This is a genomic window from Vibrio sp. 10N.286.45.E10, assembly GCF_002874195.2.
GTDB classification, from domain to species: domain Bacteria; phylum Pseudomonadota; class Gammaproteobacteria; order Enterobacterales; family Vibrionaceae; genus Vibrio; species Vibrio crassostreae.
In genome coordinates, this window is sequence record NZ_MCWD02000001.1 from 420,031 (window position 1) to 435,974 (window position 15,944).

14 protein-coding genes are annotated in these 15,944 nt (G+C 44.6%); 11 read left to right on the forward strand and 3 right to left on the reverse strand.

Going from position 1 to position 15,944, the window contains the following annotated elements:
* Nucleotides 1-107: 107 nt before the first annotated feature.
* The 4 genes from grpE to dnaJ all read left to right on the forward strand — a co-directional run bounded on the left by grpE (nucleotide 108) and on the right by dnaJ (nucleotide 6,174).
* Nucleotides 108-689, forward strand: a complete 582-nt coding sequence (grpE, locus tag BCU34_RS01730; RefSeq protein ID WP_019823922.1) for a nucleotide exchange factor GrpE — start codon at nucleotides 108-110, stop codon at nucleotides 687-689.
* Nucleotides 690-1,077: 388 nt separating this feature from the next.
* The gene (locus BCU34_RS01735; RefSeq protein WP_019823920.1) at nucleotides 1,078-2,352 is read left to right on the forward strand and encodes a dicarboxylate/amino acid:cation symporter; all 1,275 of its coding nucleotides are present in this window, start codon (nucleotides 1,078-1,080) and stop codon (nucleotides 2,350-2,352) included.
* Between the two features lie 473 nt (nucleotides 2,353-2,825).
* The gene (dnaK, locus tag BCU34_RS01740) at nucleotides 2,826-4,739 is read left to right on the forward strand and encodes a molecular chaperone DnaK (protein ID WP_019823919.1); all 1,914 of its coding nucleotides are present in this window, start codon (nucleotides 2,826-2,828) and stop codon (nucleotides 4,737-4,739) included.
* A 289-nt stretch (nucleotides 4,740-5,028) separates the two neighbouring features.
* Nucleotides 5,029-6,174: a molecular chaperone DnaJ gene (gene dnaJ / locus BCU34_RS01745; protein WP_102432252.1), complete on the forward strand. Its 1,146-nt coding sequence runs from the start codon at nucleotides 5,029-5,031 to the stop codon at nucleotides 6,172-6,174.
* Between the two features lie 103 nt (nucleotides 6,175-6,277).
* Here the strand turns inward: dnaJ and BCU34_RS01750 are convergent, their stop codons facing one another.
* Nucleotides 6,278-6,709, reverse strand: a complete 432-nt coding sequence (locus tag BCU34_RS01750) for a type IV pilin protein (RefSeq protein ID WP_102478367.1) — start codon at nucleotides 6,707-6,709, stop codon at nucleotides 6,278-6,280.
* A gap of 102 nt (nucleotides 6,710-6,811) precedes the next feature.
* On the opposite strand from BCU34_RS01750, the gene BCU34_RS01755 reads away from it, so the two are divergent.
* The 7 genes from BCU34_RS01755 to tadA all read left to right on the forward strand — a co-directional run bounded on the left by BCU34_RS01755 (nucleotide 6,812) and on the right by tadA (nucleotide 13,740).
* Nucleotides 6,812-7,318 (forward strand): GspH/FimT family pseudopilin, encoded by a 507-nt coding sequence (locus BCU34_RS01755; RefSeq protein WP_048657872.1) that lies wholly within the window; start codon nucleotides 6,812-6,814, stop codon nucleotides 7,316-7,318.
* On the forward strand, nucleotides 7,299-7,931 hold the full coding sequence (locus tag BCU34_RS01760) for a PilW family protein (protein ID WP_102478366.1): 633 nt from the start codon (nucleotides 7,299-7,301) through the stop codon (nucleotides 7,929-7,931). The genes BCU34_RS01755 and BCU34_RS01760 overlap by 20 nt, the downstream gene beginning before the upstream one ends.
* Complete coding sequence (locus tag BCU34_RS01765; protein WP_102478365.1) at nucleotides 7,928-9,268, forward strand: hypothetical protein; 1,341 nt, start codon at nucleotides 7,928-7,930, stop codon at nucleotides 9,266-9,268. Before BCU34_RS01760 ends, BCU34_RS01765 begins: the two co-directional genes overlap by 4 nt.
* A complete protein-coding gene (locus tag BCU34_RS01770; RefSeq protein ID WP_048669197.1) occupies nucleotides 9,258-9,707 on the forward strand; it encodes a prepilin-type N-terminal cleavage/methylation domain-containing protein in 450 nt (149 codons plus the stop codon). Before BCU34_RS01765 ends, BCU34_RS01770 begins: the two co-directional genes overlap by 11 nt.
* Before the next feature lie 298 nt (nucleotides 9,708-10,005).
* Nucleotides 10,006-11,568, forward strand: coding sequence for an AbgT family transporter (locus BCU34_RS01775; RefSeq protein ID WP_048657876.1), 1,563 nt, complete (start codon nucleotides 10,006-10,008; stop codon nucleotides 11,566-11,568).
* A gap of 191 nt (nucleotides 11,569-11,759) precedes the next feature.
* On the forward strand, nucleotides 11,760-13,049 hold the full coding sequence (locus tag BCU34_RS01780) for a hemolysin family protein (RefSeq protein ID WP_048657877.1): 1,290 nt from the start codon (nucleotides 11,760-11,762) through the stop codon (nucleotides 13,047-13,049).
* A gap of 85 nt (nucleotides 13,050-13,134) precedes the next feature.
* Nucleotides 13,135-13,740 carry a tRNA adenosine(34) deaminase TadA gene (gene tadA, locus BCU34_RS01785; protein WP_057623811.1) on the forward strand — a complete coding sequence of 202 codons (606 nt, stop codon included), beginning with the start codon at nucleotides 13,135-13,137 and terminating at the stop codon, nucleotides 13,738-13,740.
* A gap of 61 nt (nucleotides 13,741-13,801) precedes the next feature.
* Here the strand turns inward: tadA and BCU34_RS01790 are convergent, their stop codons facing one another.
* A complete protein-coding gene (locus tag BCU34_RS01790; RefSeq protein WP_017059878.1) occupies nucleotides 13,802-13,933 on the reverse strand; it encodes a hypothetical protein in 132 nt (43 codons plus the stop codon).
* Between the two features lie 303 nt (nucleotides 13,934-14,236).
* On the reverse strand, nucleotides 14,237-15,805 hold the full coding sequence (gene mltF, locus BCU34_RS01795) for a membrane-bound lytic murein transglycosylase MltF (RefSeq protein WP_055318882.1): 1,569 nt from the start codon (nucleotides 15,803-15,805) through the stop codon (nucleotides 14,237-14,239).
* Nucleotides 15,806-15,944: the final 139 nt, after the last annotated feature.

Genomic DNA, 15,944 nt, shown 5'->3' on the forward strand with positions numbered 1-15,944 from the left:
TTCATCCCCATAATAAAGGCAAGTTGAACGTCTATGCGAGTGTTTTATATCAATTTGGGGCGCAAACACGCCTGTCACTTGCATTGAAAACGAATTCTGGAGATATCATGAGCAACGAAGAAAACAAAGTAACCGAAGAAGAGCTAGATCAGATCATCGCTGAAGCTGAGAAAGTTGAAGAAGCTGAGCTGAATGAAGACGCTGCTGATGAGCAGGAAGCAAAAATCGCTCAACTGGAAGCTGCACTGCTTTCTAGCGAATCTAAAGTGAAAGAGCAGCAAGATTCTGTTCTTCGCGCGAAAGCTGAAGTTGAAAACATGCGTCGCCGTAGCGAACAAGAAATTGATAAAGCGCGTAAATTCGCTTTGAACAAGTTTGCTGAAGGTCTACTTCCTGTAATCGACAACCTAGAGCGTGCAATGCAAGCGGCAGACGCTGAAAACGAAGTGGTTAAGCCACTGTTTGAAGGTGTTGAGCTAACGCACAAGACGTTCGTAGATACAGTTGCTAAGTTTGGTCTTAAAGAGATCAACCCTGAAGGTGAAGCGTTCAACCCTGAATTCCACCAAGCAATGTCTATCCAAGAAAGCCCAGATCATGAATCAAACACGGTTATGTTTGTGATGCAAAAAGGCTACGAACTAAACGGTCGTGTGGTTCGCCCAGCGATGGTTATGGTTGCTAAGTAATGACTTATTACGTTACCAACTGATTGACTGGCGCATTGACTGAATAAGTCGTGGCGGCAAAATAAATCACTGGTTTACGTGAAATGAAAAGAGAGGCATATGCCTCTCTTTTTTTATGTCTATAGCCTGAGAGTCCACGTAAATAAGCATCAAAACCGCATTAAGAATGTCGTTCTTTTTATTTCATTCAGATCAGCGATTTAGAGTTTTGTGTTATGAAACTTGTTGTGATTGAGTGAATGTTTTGATGTCACATTTGTGATATTTTTGTAAATAAATACTTTTAATTGTTATCTTTGTATGTAAAATCCACTGCCATATAGCGACTTTGGTCGCATATATAACTATAAAAGTACAAATTTTAAACACAACAAACTGGAGAAGAACGATGGATAAATCGCTCTCAAGTAAAATTTTTGTAGGCTTGTTCGCCGGTCTACTTATTGGTACTGCTATTCAGTACCTATTCAGCGGTATTGCTATTTTTGATACGTATCTACTTGGTGCTGCCGAAGGTGCTGGTGGTATGTTCGTCTCACTTATCAAATTGCTTGTAGTTCCTCTTGTATACGTATCTATTGTTTGCGGTATTGTTGAGCTAAAAGATATTCGTTCATTTGGTCGTCTTGGTGGTAAAACCTTTGGTCTTTACATTATTAACACCATCATCGCGATTTCAGCAGCGCTAACGATTGGTCTTATTTTCCAACCAGGTGCAGGTGCGAATCTAGCCGGTACGGTTTCTGAGACAATTGCGCTTACAACAACTGAAACGCCAGACATCTTCTCTCTTGTTGTTAACATCGTTCCTAGCAACCCTGTAGAAGCGTTCGCAAGCGGCGACATGCTACAAATCATCTTCATGGCAATTTTGACAGGTCTTGCTATTCAAGCGCTTGATTCTCGTGGTGGTCCAGCTATCAAGACATTCAAGATGGCTAACGAAATCATGATGAAGCTTATCGGCCTAGTAATGAGCTTGGCGCCTTACGGTGTATTTGCTCTGATGATTCAACTGGGCGCAACACTGGATGCAGACACGCTAATGTCAGTTGCTGGCTATGTGGCACTTGTGGTTGCAATGCTTGTGTTCTGGATTTTCTTCTTCTACCCAATGATGGTGGGTTCATTCACAGGTATTTCTCCAAAGCAGTTCCTACGTGCAACTCGTGAGCAAGTTCTATTCTCACTATCTACAGCAAGTTCGAATGCAACAATCCCAGTAACAATGCGCACTCTAACTGACAAACTAAACGTATCTAAGTCAGTAGCGGGTTTCGGTGTACCACTAGGTGCAACAATGAACATGTCTGGTGTATCTATCTACATCGCGCTAGCAACTATGTTCGTAGCAAACGCGTTTGGTCAGCCAATCAACACTGCTGATATCTTCACTCTAGGTCTAACTATCCTGCTATTGTCTATCGGTGCTGGTGGTGTTCCTGGTGGCGGTGTTGTGATGGTAGGTGTTCTATTGCACCAACTAGGTTTACCACCAGAAGGTCTAGCAATCGTTGCTGCTGTTGACCGTATCTGTGACATGTTCTGTACTTCTTCAAACGTAGTTGGTGATACAGCGGTGAACACTATCGTTGCTAAATCTGAAAACGAAATTGGCGTTGAAGCTAATGAAGAAGCTGAGTTACAAAAAGCAGAAGCTTAATTCAGAGATTCTTTCCGCTATAGATTTAATCTGAGCTGAAACCCTGAGTAGATAAACGGAGCCCAAGTGGCTCCGTTTTTTATTGAGTGAGAAGGTCACCTTATCTATTTTTACTCAACAAACGATAGTGCAGTCTGAATTGCTGTGTGAGGGGAGCCTCTTTGAGAGTCAGTTTACAGAAATAAGACTTTGCTACAAAAAAGGATAGTAGAGGGTGAATAAACCCAGTTATGGGACTTATATAGGCGGTAATGATATGTATTCGTGCCTAATCATTCCTTTTATTAAAATAAATGTAAAAAAATCCCTTTTCACCCTTGAAAAGGCTTCGTGAGCCCTTATCTATGGTGCATACGAAAGCAAATTACATTTGCACTTAAATTTTGTGTATTAGGGTTGAATCCCTGATTACCGCCCCCCACATATGTGGGTATAGCAAAAACTAATATAGATTATATTTCGGAGATAGCCTGATGGGTCGAATCATTGGTATTGATTTAGGTACTACTAACTCTTGTGTTGCTGTTTTAGACGGCGACAAACCACGCGTACTAGAAAATGCTGAAGGCGAACGCACAACAGCATCGGTAATCGCATACACTGACGGCGAGACGCTAGTTGGTCAACCTGCGAAACGTCAAGCAGTTACTAACCCTCAAAACACGCTATACGCAATTAAGCGTCTAATCGGTCGTCGTTTTGAAGATGAAGAAGTTCAACGCGATATCGAAATCATGCCTTTTAACATTGTTAAAGCTGATAACGGTGATGCATGGGTTGAAGCGCAAGGCCAAAAAATGGCTGCTCCTCAAGTATCTGCTGAAGTTCTTAAGAAAATGAAGAAAACAGCTGAAGACTTCCTAGGCGAAGAAGTAACTGGCGCAGTTGTTACTGTTCCTGCTTACTTCAACGATGCTCAACGTCAAGCAACTAAAGATGCTGGCCGTATCGCAGGTCTAGATGTTAAACGTATCATCAACGAACCAACTGCTGCTGCTCTAGCTTACGGCCTAGATAAGCAAGGTGGTGATCGCACTATCGCTGTATACGACCTTGGTGGTGGTACATTCGATATCTCTATCATCGAAATCGATGAAGTAGAAGGCGAGAAGACTTTCGAAGTTCTTTCAACTAACGGTGACACTCACCTTGGTGGTGAAGATTTCGATAACCGCATGATCAACTACCTAGTAGATGAGTTCAAGAAAGAGCAAGGTATCGACCTTAAAGCTGATCCACTAGCAATGCAGCGTGTTAAAGAAGCAGCAGAAAAAGCGAAAATCGAGCTTTCTTCTACTACTCAAACTGACGTAAACCTACCTTACGTTACTGCTGATGCGACTGGTCCTAAGCACATGAACATCAAAGTGACTCGTGCGAAGCTTGAGTCTCTAGTTGAAGACCTAGTTCAACGTTCTCTTGAGCCACTAAAAGTTGCTCTAGCAGATGCTGACCTATCTGTAGGCGAAATCACTGACGTTATCCTAGTTGGTGGTCAAACTCGTATGCCTATGGTTCAAGCTAAAGTAACTGAATTCTTCGGTAAAGAGCCACGTAAAGACGTGAACCCTGACGAAGCTGTTGCGATGGGTGCTGCTGTTCAAGGTGGTGTACTAGCTGGTGACGTTAAAGACGTTCTACTACTAGACGTTACTCCTCTATCTTTCGGTATCGAAACGATGGGCGGCGTGATGACTAAGCTTATCGAGAAAAACACAACTATCCCTACTAAAGCGGATCAAGTGTTCTCTACAGCTGAAGACAACCAAAACGCAGTAACTATCCACGTTCTTCAAGGTGAGCGTAAGCAAGCGACTTACAACAAGTCTCTTGGTCAGTTCAACCTAGAAGGTATCCAACCAGCACCACGTGGCATGCCACAAATCGAAGTAACATTCGACCTAGATGCTGATGGTATCCTGAACGTATCTGCTAAAGATAAAGCGACGGGTAAAGAGCAGAAGATCACTATCCAAGCATCAGGCGGCCTGTCTGAGGAAGAGATCGAAGCAATGGTACAAGAAGCAGAAGCTAACAAAGAAGCGGACAAAAAGTTCGAAGAGCTAGTAACTGCACGTAACCAAGCTGACCAAATGATTCACGGCACTAAGAAGCAAGTAGAAGAAGCTGGTGAAGCTCTACCTGCAGACGAGAAAGCTAAAATCGAAGCGGCTATCACGGCACTAGAAGAAGTTAAGTCTGGTAACGACAAAGAAGCTATCGACGCTAAAGTTCAAGAACTTATGCAAGCAGCTCAAAAGCTAATGGAAATTGCTCAACAGAAAGCTCAAGCTGAACAAGCTGGTGCTGACGCTGGTGAACAACCTAAGCAAGACGACGACGTGGTAGACGCGGAGTTTGAAGAAGTTAAAGACGACAAAAAGTAATTTTTCGTCGCTATAACACGTGATTTCTACGTCGAAGGTACTCACTTACATCCGTAAGCTCCGTGCCTTCTCCTTGAACTAACGTGTTTTAGCTTAGAAAAGTCGTTTTTCGATTTCTAAATATACGGGCGTCAGAGGTAACTCTCACGCCCGTAAATTTGTATTTAGACTTGTCGATCTAGATAATAGCTTTATTCGGCGTTTCAGCCGGCAGAACTTTTATCTAGATTGATACACAGACTACTGAAGTGATCATTCGGTAGTAGCAATTATTTTGGTGACCTAGAACATGTCAAAACGTGATTTTTACGAAGTATTAGGCGTAAGCCGCGATGCATCAGAGCGCGATATTAAAAAAGCGTACAAACGCTTAGCGATGAAATTCCACCCGGACCGTAACCAGGGTGACGAGACCGCAGCAGATAAGTTTAAAGAAGTAAAAGTAGCGTACGAGATCCTAACTGACTCTCAAAAGAAAGCAGCTTACGACCAATACGGCCACGCAGCTTTTGAACAAGGCGGCATGGGCGGCGGCGGTTTCGGCGGCGGTGGCCAAGGTGACTTCGGCGATATCTTCGGTGACGTATTTGGCGACATCTTCGGCGGTGGTCGTCGTGGTGGCGGTCAACAGCGTGCACAACGTGGTTCAGATCTACGTTACAACATGGAACTTTCTTTAGAAGAAGCGGTTCGTGGTGTTTCTAAAGAAATTGAAGTACCAACACTTGTAGAGTGTGATACTTGTGACGGCAGCGGCGCGAAAGCGGGTTCTTCTGCACAAACGTGTGGCACTTGTCATGGCCACGGCCAAGTACAAATGCGCCAAGGTTTCTTTGCGGTTCAACAGACTTGTCCTACGTGTAACGGTAAAGGCAAGATCATCAAAGACCCATGTAACTCATGTCATGGTCAAGGTCGCAAGCAGAAGACGAAAACACTTAACGTTAAGATCCCTGCTGGTGTTGATACTGGCGATCGTATTCGCCTATCTGGCGAAGGCGAAGCGGGAGAGCAAGGTGCTCCAGCTGGCGACCTGTACGTACAAGTACACGTAAAAGAGCACAACATCTTTGAGCGTGACGGCAACAACCTTTACTGTGAAGTTCCAGTAAGCTTCTCTATGGCTGCTCTAGGCGGTGAAGTTGAAGTTCCAACACTAGATGGTCGTGTAAACCTTAAAGTGCCAGAAGAAACACAAACGGGCCGTATGTTCCGTATGCGTGGCAAAGGCGTGAAAGGTGTTCGTGGCGGCGGTGTGGGTGACCTAATCGTTAAGCTAGTGGTAGAAACGCCAGTTAAGCTAAGCTCTCGTCAGAAAGAACTACTACGTGAATTCGAAGAAACATGTTGTGGCGAAGCGGCAAGCAAGCACAAGCCAAAATCTGAAGGTTTCTTCAGCGGCGTGAAAAACTTCTTCGATGACCTAACTAAGTAATTAGATAGTGATTTGAAAATTTTAAAGCCTGCCAGTGTGCAGGCTTTTTTGTGCCTGTAGAAAGGGTAAAAGGGTAACGCATGAGATTGATTGGCTTACCTCATTATTTCCAACACGCTTCTGGCTCTGAGATACCTGAGTGGTGCAATTCCAAAAAATCAGTCGTCGAATCTAAACAGTCATCACTTGTCTGTGGTGCATGCGGCTCAGCCTGAATTGAATAGGTGCTGCTGCTTGCTGAGATAGCGAGCGTGTATCGGCTAGAATCGGTATCACAAAACAAGCATGTTCCTCCAGAAATAATATTCACTGCTGCCGACGCATAGTTTCCCGTGTATAGGGTTTCTATCTCCAGTTGTATTTTGGTCATGTCGGCCATCGCTGTAACTCGATGAGCCTTGGTAACATGGTTGGTATAACTTGGATAGGCAATGGCACCGAGTATCCCCACGATTACCACAGCCAGCAATAACTCGATCAATGTCATCCCTCTCATGCTTATGTTGTTGCTGTTGCATATATTTCTTCGAATCATCGCGAGTAGTTTCCTTTCATAACTCTGTCCATTCTTCTCTGGTGGTAGCATCGCTGCAAGATTAAATACGGTTACGCACTGAATTACATAGGAATTTGGGAAATGACTCGCGGGTTTACTTTATTAGAGCTGTTAGTAACGGTATCGGTGCTGTCGATACTGATAGCTGCGGCTGCCCCGAGTTTTAGTTCGGTTACTGAAACCGTCAAGATGCAGCGACTCGCCGGAGAGTTGAATGGCTTTCTTATTCAGGCCAAGTCTGAATCGGTTAAAAGGAATCAAGATCTTTGGGTGCATTTTTCTATGGATAAAAATGAGGAGCAATCAACAGGGGAATGGAGTCTGTTGTTGAAGCCGACCGAAGATCTCTCTGGCGAAACGCTGGTGATGTTATCGGGTCAACCGTTTCGAGATGTGTCGTTTTCTCACAACTATACGGGGGCGAGAATCAGTTTTGAGAGTGTCAGGGGGAGACCTGCCAGGGGCACGATCTATCTTTCTCCTAATGCATCTTCAACCGACCGTTTATTGATTAAGTTATCTAGTCCCCCAGGGCGAATTAAGGTTTGCGGCGAGTCGAGCGCTCTGTATGGCTATTATGCGTGTTAAGCCGATTGTGGCTGCGCCTAGCAAGCAACGAGGCACATCATTGATTGAGTTAATGGTGGCGTCTGTGATTGGTATCTTCGCGATCTCGATCATGGGCAGTGTTTTTATCACCGGTCAGAGAACAGCTAAAGACAAAGGTATCGAGTTACTGCTACTACAAAACCTAACCAGCACCATGCAAGTGATGAAAGAAGATATTCAACGAGCGGGCTACGATGGATCTAATGGTTATTCAATCAAGTTGTCTGGCGCGACGGATACCATTCAAGTGAGCGGTGGTGTTGCCGTTGGTTTTGTTTACTTCCGAGAGGGTTCGAGCGCAAGTAAAGATCATCGAAATATCGTTTACAGAAAAAATGGAACCAAACTGCAAATATGTGAGAAGGGCACCACTGTATCGGAGGCAATTCCTACATTTCATGAGGTTACTGGATGTTACTCACTTTTCGATGACAACCTCATTGAGGTTGATGAGTTCAGCATTAATTCCCAAGTATTAGAGCAGAACTCTATCAAGAGCACATTTACTGACATCAGTATCACAGCCTCAATTCCAACCGCAGGTGTTTCCAAATCGGTTTCGGTTTCCGTTAAACAAAGGAACTGGCAATGATGATATATAGAAAGCAGCGCGGCGTGGTGACCTTGCTGGTGACATCGGTTCTTTTAGTTGGAGCTTTAGTGGTGACGCTAGGCACGTATCGCAGTGTTTTTCATCAGGTCAAAGTTGCTCAAAACGAGGTTCAAGGTAGGCAAGAACATTGGCGTTCGGAAGGGGGGTTAGAATGTACTTATTCTTACTTACTTGAATTAGACAAGACTATTGCTGATATCAAAGACGTGAGTGCTCGCCCGGCGGATTTTGCAGATTGGTGCTCTCCTTATCAAAATCAGCCAGAAATCGAGATCTCCGATAGTGCAATTTCTAGTGCTTACATCGTAACGTCATCCTCAAACGCACAGTCACTTTTTAAGACAATAAAAGAAAGATCTCAGTTCGGCAGTGGGGCGATTCAGTCGACGGGGCCTATTGAGCTTATTGGTACCTTAAGCTTGAAGCCGACAGTAAAAGAAGACCCAATTAGCGGCAATGAATATGAGTGTGTCAGTGTCTCTTTTGCTGACCTGTTCACCTATCAATATAACGAAACTCATAGTAATTCAGGACAGGCATTGGGGTTAGAGGTTCTCGATCCTAGTGCTGATGGTCCATTTTCTGGCTTTGATGGTATATGCCATAGTGATTATAAAACGGAGATCCCGAAAGGTGCTTCCGGTAGCACTCATTCAATCTATGCCCCTGATTACTATCAAGGTACTAATCCACCGCCTTTCCAAAAAGACTTTAATCCAGATCCGAATATGAATCCGTTTTACACCTTTTTTGGTGTTGCTAAAACTGATCAAAACATTGTCGATTTATCACAAGATACGGATTTGTTTAAGCATGTTCAGCTATTGAATGCGACTGAGTGCGGCACTGAGATCATGGACCACTTCACTGCAGGGCAAACCAAGGGGCTGTGGATTGAAGGCAACTGCCATATCAACGCTTCGGTTGCGGCCACAATCAATCCGTCACAGCTGTTGGTTGTGCAAGATGGTGTGTTGGCCCTGAATGGAGCCATGGCTTACAACGGAGTGATTTATCATTTGGTCGATTATCAAAAGAGCCACGTGAAAAATCGAGTCGATGGTTTCTGGAATGCGCTCGCTGCTAATAACGTGTTTGCGCCTTTTATCAAAGATATTGATGAGGCCAGTGTCGTCAAAAAAAGTGTCGGGATTCAGTTTGCCTCTGGTTTACCTTCTGGTGGTCTTATTTTTGATTCCCCCTCGGGAGTGACGACCATAGTGGGCGATATGGACATGGATTTTCGTGCGGATTCGAACCCAAGTGACCCACCTTCAACGTACCAATGGCAGCGAGGTTCGTGGAATGATTTCTAAGAGTTCTGGCTTCAGTTTACTAGAGGTACTTATCTCTTTTCTGCTGATTGGCGTTGCGTCGTTAGGGCTGGTTAAATTACAGGTGTATGCGGAACAAAAGTCGGATCATGCGCTCCAGAGTGTCGAAGCTTTGCATTTTGCAGAAAGGCAGATGGAGCATTATCGAACTCGCGCGCTCAATGTTAGTGGCGCGGTAGGGCTTATTCCTTTTGAGGAACTAAATCAGTCGAGTTACTGTCTCAACATCGCGAGTTCAGATCCCTTATCCGGTTTATCTGGTTCTGTATATTCGATGACATGTGAAGTCACTAATGCGAGCGGAGCCTTATCTGGTGCCCTCAAAAACATTGTTGTCACAATTGCATGGCAAGATCGTATGAACCGCGCGCAAAGTATTTATCTCGAAACTATGCTCTCCAAATACAGTGAGTTTGACTGACCCCTAAGCAAACGTTTACTGCATGCCAAGGCTTACGCCACTCCTTTTACTGATAATTTTCACTCCTCGGACATTGTTTGCGTGCTAGTTAAAACTCTGTATATGGAATGGTGTTTTTTGTGTTTTTATATTGTTGTGGTTGTATGGTATTTTTGCAAAATATGTCTCCATTTATGGAAAATCAGATGGAATCTTGTGCTTTTTAATAACGACTTTAATAGAATATGTGCTGTACCAATAGGCCGTGGTCAAAACTTATATTAGGCCTAAACAAAACAACATCACATATGGAGTTACAATGAGTAACCAAGCCGTAAAAAAAGCACCATCGACTGAGAAAATCAGTGGAATGGACCGCTTTCTAAACTTCATTGAACGCGCCGGCAACAAAATTCCAGATCCAGCAATCCTGTTCTTCTGGGCTCTAGTTATTGTATGGGTAGCATCTGCACTTTTGTCGAACTTTTCATTCGACCTCATCAACCCTCAAACGGGTGCTGCTCTTGAAGTTAACAACCTACTTACTGGTGAAGCGCTTGCTAGCTTCCTAGCGAATATGGTTACTACGTTCACAGGCTTCGCACCTCTAGGCATCGTACTTGTTGCTATGCTAGGTGTTGGCGTTGCAGATTCTTCAGGCTTCATTACGACTGGCCTTAAGAAGATGCTTAATTTCACGCCAGCTAAGCTACTAACACCAATGCTAATTCTTGTTGCTATCGTGTCTCACACAGCAGCAGATGCAGGTTACGTTCTCGTAATCCCTCTTGGCGGTATCATCTTCCACGCTGCGGGTCGTCACCCTCTAGCGGGTATTGCAGCAGCGTTTGCTGGTGTATCAGGTGGTTTCTCAGCGAACTTCATTCCTTCAGGTATTGACCCGCTACTAGCTGGTTTCACTCAAACAGCGGCAAACGTTCTTGACCCTGAATACGTGATTAACCCTCTAGCGAACATCTTCTTTACTGGCCTATCTTCAGTTCTTATTGTTGCTATCGGTTGGTACGTAACTGAGAAGATCATCGAGCCTCGCCTTGCTAACACGCCAGTTGATGAAGATGCAGAAGCAGCACCAGATCTTGGTACGTTCACTGCAATTGAATCTAAAGCATTCAAGTTTGCGGGTTGGGCTATGGTTGCAGGTATTGGTCTGCTTATCGCGGCTCTTATTCCTGAAAACTCAGCGCTTCGTTCGCCTGAAGGTGAGCTAACAGCATTCTCTGCACCAGTAATGAAGTCTATCGTTCCTCTTATCTTCATCCTGTTCATCATTCCAGGTATCGTCTACGGCCGTGTAGCGGGTACTTTCAAAAACAGCAATGACGTAATCAAAGCAATGTCTGAGACGATGGCAACGATGGGCGCATACATTGTAATGTCGTTCTTCTGTGCACAGTTCCTATCTGCATTCGGTCAATCAAACATCGGTACTATGCTGGCACTTTACGGTGCTGAAGGCCTGAAAGCGATGGACCTTCCTGGTGAAGCAACGGTTGTTGGTATGATTCTACTAACAGCTTCAGTTAACCTGCTTGTAGGTTCTGCTTCAGCTAAGTGGGCTCTTATCGGTCCAATCCTAGTTCCAATGCTAATGGTTGTGGGTATCTCTCCTGAGCTATCTCAAGCGGCTTACCGTGTAGGTGACTCAGTGTCTAACATCATCTCTCCACTAATGGTGTTCTTCCCACTGGTTGTTGTTTACTGTCAACGCTACGTTAAGTCCACAGGTATCGGTACTCTAGCTTCTCTAATGATGCCATTCTCGATTGCTATGCTAATCGGTTGGTCTATCTTCTTGCTAGCTTACTGGGCTCTTGGTATCCCACTAGGTATCCAAGCACCTTACACTTACACAATGTAAGATTGAACTAAGCAAAATTAAGCTTTATTCATTGCTAAGCCCGCACCGAAATATGCGGGTTTTTTTTTCGCTATTTTTTATATCTGAGACTTTTTATACCCAAAACTTTTTATATCCAAGGTAAAGGCACTCAGCTTATACTCCGGATTACGGCTAATTGTTGGCCGGTAAATTTAGGAAATCCAAGCCACATGAAGATTCTGCTTTTAGTAGGGTTAATTGTTTTAAATGGTCTGTTTGCCATGTCAGAGATTGCATTGGTAGCAGCAAAGAATAGTCGGTTGAAACGCTTAGCCGAAAAACACCGTTCCGCTCAGGTTGCGCTTGAACTCAAAGAAAACCCAACCCGCTTCCTCTCAACCATTCAAATCGGTATCACGGTAATCGGCCTGCTCAGCGGTATTGTGGGTGAGGCGACGCTATCGGCTCCATTGGCCGTTCAACTTGAACTGTGGGGATTAGACCCAACACAAGCGAATATCTTGTCTACCGCGGTTGTGGTGGTGGGTATTACTTATTTCGCTATCGTTGTCGGTGAGTTGGTACCAAAGCGTTTTGCTCAGTCTCAAGCTGAAAACATTGCTGTGTTAGTCGCGCTGCCAATCTTCTGGCTATCTAAAATCGCGACGCCGTTTGTATTTGCGTTGTCGGCTTCAACGGAAGGTATTCTTAAGTTGATGGGTCGAGGCGGTGAAGAAGATAGCGTGACTGAAGATGATATCCATGCACTGGTGAAAGAGGGCTCGGAATCGGGTGTGATTGAACGCGGCGAACAAGAGATGATTCGCAATATCTTGCAGCTTGATGATCGCCTTGTGAGCTCATTGATGACTCCGCGTCGAGACATCGATTTTCTGGATATCGATCAGCCTGTCGAGAATATCTTTAAGCAATTGCGTTCATCAAAGCATAGTGTGTTTCCATTGTGCCAAGATCACCTCAATAAAGTGGTCGGTACGGTGTCAGCCAAAGCCTTGCTGAATCAGGCGGGCAATCTAAGCATTCAAGTGATCATGGGGCTGTCTCGCTCGCCGATCTATGTTCCAGAATCGATGAAAGCTCTGCGTTTACTTGGCTACTTTAAAGAGTCGGGTACTGAGATGGCATTCATTGTCGACGAGTATGGCGATGTGCAAGGTCTTGTGACTCATTACGATATTCTTGAGGCGATTGCTGGTGAGCTATCGAATAACCCGAACGATCTTTGGACCGAGCAAGTGGAAGACGGTTTGCTGGTGGATGGATTGATTCCTATCAGTGAACTGAAAAACCGTTTAGAGCTATCGGATTTTGAGGGCGAAAGTGAGAGCTTCCAAACGTTGAATGGCCTTGTGACTTGGTTAATCGGGCGTTTACCGGATGCCGGCGAAGTTGTTCAATACCAGCAGTGGCAGTTTGAAATTATCTCTGTTGAGAACAATCGCATAGTGAGTATCAAGGCGACGCCAATAGTCGATGACACAGAAGATGCTAATAGCTAACAGTCAGATCAACCAACAAGCGGCAATGGTTCATTGTCTTTTGTTGTCTTAACCTCTTTATTGTTCATTATCACGAAGATTAGGTATGCTTCACCGCATACCTATTTTCGTTTTTATCCTATGTTTTTTGGAGTTCCCTTTGTCAGACCATCAATTCACCCCTCAAGATGAAATCTTCATGCGACGCGCCATTGAGGTTGCTAAGCAAGCAGAGAGTGAGGGAGAGGTTCCTGTGGGTGCTGTATTAGTGAAAGATGGGGAGATTATCTCTGAAGGATGGAACCGTTCGATTGGCAGCCACGATGCAACGGCACACGCAGAAATTGAAACCTTGCGTAAAGCCGGTCAAACCTTAGAAAACTACCGTCTACTCGATACCACTTTATATGTCACGCTAGAGCCTTGCCCAATGTGCGCAGGTGCCTTGTTACACAGCCGAGTAAAGCGCATTGTGTTTGGCGCCCCAGACTTAAAAGCGGGTGCTGCAGGTACAGTGTTGAATTTGTTTGAAAGCCAAGCCTCATACCACTATGCCGACGTCGAGCATGGTTTGTTAGAGGAAGAGTGCCGTGAACAATTGCAGGCGTTTTTCAAGCGTCGTAGAAAAGAGATAAAAGAGAAGCGAAAGCAAGAACGTCTGTTGGAAGAGCAGCGTTTAGAAGCAGAGATGAAGGCTAGCAACAAGAAATAGCAGCGTGCTTTCGGCACTCTCAATCGCAAGAGTGCCAAGCAAACTGACTGAGTAACTACATTTACTCGGCAATCATCTGCATGAAAGCGCGATTGCGCCAAATGATCTTCTTTTTATTATTTGAAAGCATACGCTTACGACGGTTTGCAGCAACGGTCTTATCAAGGCGTTTCGATTTCAGTTTCTTCATCATTTCAATGATTTCCTATTTGTCGTCTGACTTTTTAGTTTGGACTAACGATTTAATTATAGTGTTATTCGTTTGTTTGGCCTGTCGCACGCTTGGCTTAAATAGAAGAGCAGTTCTAGTCTAAAGCCAGCACTGATGTGCAACAGAACGTAATTTTTGATTATGGTGTGCCGTTATAAAGTTCGATTGTTACTGCAATATGACACATCGAGTTTCATGGCCTTTTGTCGAGCTTGTTCTTTTTCGCGCAGTTATAAAAAGCACAATAAAAAAGAGCAATGCTTAATGGCATTGCTCTTTTAGTATCTACTGCGAAGGTTCCGAACTGCTTACTGTCGATTGAGCAGCACTAATGCTTGATTCAGCACCTGAGGTTTCTAAAGGCGGGATCACCACCAAACCTTCAAGGCTCGCTTCTTGCTCTTTATTGCGCTTATTCACATGGCCAATGATGCTCTGGTAATAACGGCGAATGTTCTCAACGTAATTCCTTGCTTCATCACCACGCGCATACCCATAACGAGTCTTACTGTAGTACTTCTTCTGTCTCAATAGAGGCAATCGGTCTTTTACATCGCCCCAAGCATCAGGATCTCCGCCTTGTGCTTTGGTTAAGCGTCGAGCATCCATCATGTGTCCGTAACCTACGTTGTATGAGGCTAGGGCAAACCAGATCTTTTCATGTTGTGTGATTGAATCTGGCACTCGGTTCACGATCCGACGCAGGTATTCAACACCACCTTGTACCGACTGTTTCGGGTCAAGACGGTTGGTTACACCAACACTCTTAGCAGTAGGCAGTGTTAGCATCATCATGCCTCGCACACCAGTTGGCGAGCGCGCAACAGGGTTCCAGTGTGACTCTTGGTATGCCAATGCAGCAATCAAGCGCCAATCAAACTCTTGCGAGTACTTCTGAAACAGCGGTGACCATTTTGGTAACTTGCTGTCCAGTGCACGGATAAAGGCACGAGTATCAACATAGTCAAAAGTACCGATGTGGCCGATGTATTTCTCTTCCAGTGAAGCGAGTTCACCAGACTGTTTTAGGTTACCGAAGAACTCAATCAACAGAGCATAAAGGCTTTCATCTTCAGACTTCTGCAAATACCAAGAGATAGGTTGGTCTTCTGTCAGTTCAAAAGCCAAAGCTACGTCTGGGTATAAACGTTGTGCAAGTGACAGCTCAATTGAGTCAGCCACAGTGAATAAGCGCTCCCCAGTCGAGACTTCTTTAAGCAGGTCGTTGATATCAGCATTGCCGACCGCATCATAGATAAAGTCATCGTGTGTTTTTTGCAGCTGCTTTAGTGTTGGCTCAAAGTGTGAGTCTTTCACTACAACCAAAGATGGCGTTAATGTGTCAGTAGACGCCGCCTCTTCTGATTCAGTTTGCGCTTTTACAAACTCAGCCTGACGCTCATTCTCAAACTTGATCAGTTGTTCAAGGTTTCTTGGTCGCCACTGGCCTTTTTTGTATACGACCTGTTGGCTTACATAATAATAAGCAGGTGCGGCGCGATAAGCGCGTGTCAGTTTATTGTTTTGCGTTAAGCCGGTTGCGATAAGATCGATTTCGCCTTTCTGCAGGGCAGGGAACAGGCCAGACAAACGGTAAGCGGGTTTAACCTCAAGCTTTACACCAAGCTCCTGCGCAAATTCACGCGCTAATTCGTAATCCAAGCCAGCAGGGCCATCAGGACCGATGTAATAAGAGAGTTGGTTATTGAGGGTGCCGACACGAAGAACGCCACGATCTCGTATCTGCTCAAGGACACTTTTAGGTTCAGATTCAATCTGACATCCAGCCAACCCAAAGAGGGCGATGGCGAGCAGAAGGAACTTAGACGAAAAGATGAGCGTAAATTTAGGCATCAAAATGAAATCTCGAAAAGTGGAAGCCCCTTTATACCAAACCCCGCAAGGCTGGCAAAGTAGGTTTAATTAAACAGTTGTAAAAGTGGTGATAAATGCAGCAAAAGTACCATTTACGCAGAAAGATAAAAAAAATCAC